At 42.0% G+C, this 2,409-nt stretch carries 2 protein-coding genes; both read right to left on the bottom strand.

Features of this window, described 5'->3' with window-relative positions; genetic code table 11:
* Nucleotides 1–321: 321 nt before the first annotated feature.
* Nucleotides 322–1,308, bottom strand: a complete 987-nt coding sequence (locus AC1DPZ_RS25570) for a 3-keto-disaccharide hydrolase (RefSeq protein WP_477408798.1) — start codon at nt 1,306–1,308, stop codon at nt 322–324.
* A gap of 73 nt (nt 1,309–1,381) precedes the next feature.
* Nucleotides 1,382–2,409: bile acid:sodium symporter family protein (locus tag AC1DPZ_RS25575; RefSeq protein ID WP_477408800.1), on the bottom strand; the 1,028-nt coding region annotated here is incomplete at its 5' end.

Here is a 2,409-nt window from a genome sequence, read left to right on the forward strand (position 1 = left end):
TTGCATGACCGTAATTCTCCGGGAAAACATCTGTGAATAATTGTATGCCTATCGATTTGAAGGCCCTGATTTGACGTCGGAAAATGATTCTTTTTGCATCAGGCAGAAAGATATTCTATAGCAGTTAAATTCCTGACGTTTTAAAATCAGAGAGAAAGGTTGCTTGCTTATGAGCTTTGATATATACCGAAATCGACTCATTTTGTCAGATAGAGCAGCCAACCCTCCAAGTCTTTGATAAATGGTTCGATCCTGGTATGTCAATAAGTATAACGCCCTCCTGATTTTCAGAAAGGCGTTGTTGTTTCTTAGCGTTCTCTATTATTTGGCGGGAGTTATAACAATATTCCTATAATCAATCGGCCCATGATCCCCCTGGATCAAAATTGGGCCCGGTTCTCCTTCCATGCTGTTTATTGCACCGCCGGTTATACCGGGGATTACCTGGTCGCATATTACTGTTTTTCCGTTAGCTATAATAGTTACCATTCTGCCAACCAGTGTAATATCGTAATACTGCCACTCTCCTGGATTTTTCGCCATCATTTTACTGGGCGGCAGGAAGCCATAGATTGAGCTGAACTGGTTGTTGATAGGCTCAGGGTCGCCGCTTTTTGTATCGATGATTTGCAACTCATACCTGCCCCGCAGGTAAACGCCGCTGTTACTTCCCTGCGGGTACCTAAATTCAATATGAAGTTTAAAATCGGTAAAAGTTTTATCAGTTATAAGGTTGGCTCCCGAGTGCGGGCTCCTCAAAATACCACCTTCCGCTATCCATTGATTCTTGCCATCTGCATGCCAGCCCTTAACATTATTTCCGTTAAACAATTTCACCGGTGCGCCCCAAACCGGGCTTTTAGATCTAATAAGCAATGGCGCACGCACGCCTGTAAATTCATAGGTAAGGCCATCGGTATAAACCATGGTGCCTTTTAGTTTATCGCCGCTAACTTCAAATTGAAAATCCATGTTTCGATTCCCTTCTTCCCATTGCGGAGGAATAGAAAAGCTGTATTTACCATTATCAGGTTTAACCTCTGAAATAGGTCGTGCACTTCCAAAAGCGTATACAAAACGACCGATCAGCGTATGGGTACCGGATTTCTGCACCTCCAGCCAGGAAGGCAAATTTTTACCTGCTTTGGTGATCGTGATATTCCACCTACCAATCACATCGGGATCTTTCTTCGGTTCTGTTTCACCGGCGGATACTTTAAATGCCGAAAAAACAAATAACAACAGGATAATTTGTATCTTAAAAAAATGGCAAATTGACTTATTGCCTAACATTGGTAAGTTTTTCATATTTTATTTTTAACAATTTATGGTTTCAAACTTTCATATACACTTGCGAAGACAAGGTTGAAAGGTAGTTTTTTTATTCTTCTTTATCCAAAAAATTTGCCGGATTGGTACTTTCTATGGCATATCCCCCCGCACCTGATGAACCAGGCATCCCATTTTTTTCAGAAAGCACCATAATTGGTTTACGATGCCAGTAATTGGCCAGTAAAGAGCCTGTGATGTTCATTAAAGGGCCAAATACGGCCGGGGCTAAACCAACGGTTGCAACTTTACCCATCTCTTTAGCCAAACCCGAGGCCAGGCCGCCATTTTGCATACCTACCTCAATCGCCATTGTACGACAATCGCGTTCATCCATTTTAAACAGCCGGCCAGCCCAGTAACCCAGGGTATAGCCCATCAGGTTATGGATTAATACCAGTAAAACCAGCATGAAACCAATGTTAAGCAGGCTGCTTCGGCCGGCGGCAGTAATGATCACAATAATAAATGCAATGCCGAACATTGATACCATTGGCATAACGCTCTCCAGCCACTTTGCTCTTTTAAGCAGGTACTTATTAAACACAATACCAGCTCCAATTGGTAATATCACCATTTTGGTAATATCCCACGCCATTTTTAACATATCTATTTTAATAAATGTGCCGCCAAGCAATTTCATCAATAACGGTGTAAAAAATGGCGCAAGCATGGTAGAGACGGCCGTAATAGTAATGGATAAGGCCAGGTTGGCCTTTGCCAGGTACGAAACAACATTTGATGCCATTCCATTTGGCGAACAACCGATTAAAATTATACCTGCGGCAATTTCGGGTGGAAAACCGCTTAATTTGGCTAATGTGAATCCCAACGCCGGCATGATCAGAAAATGGCTGAATACGCCAATAAATACGCCTTTAGGCATTTTTATTACGCCTGCAAAATCTTTAATACCCATAGATGTGCCCATGCCAAACATGATAAGCTGTATAAGCGGTGTAATGAGCATAGCCAGTGTGAAACCTTTTATCTGAATAAAATACTGCGGGTAATATAAAGCGGTAGTAACCGCGGCAAATATGATAAGTGTATAAGAGAAGCCTTTTAGCATCCTAAAGC

The sequence above is a fragment of the Mucilaginibacter sp. P4_G9 genome (genome assembly GCF_056400985.1).

Coding starts and splice junctions, on each gene's coding strand:
- AC1DPZ_RS25570 (WP_477408798.1), bottom strand. CDS start 1,308: ATGAAAAACTTACCAATGTTAGGCAATAAGTCAATTTGCCATTTTTTT.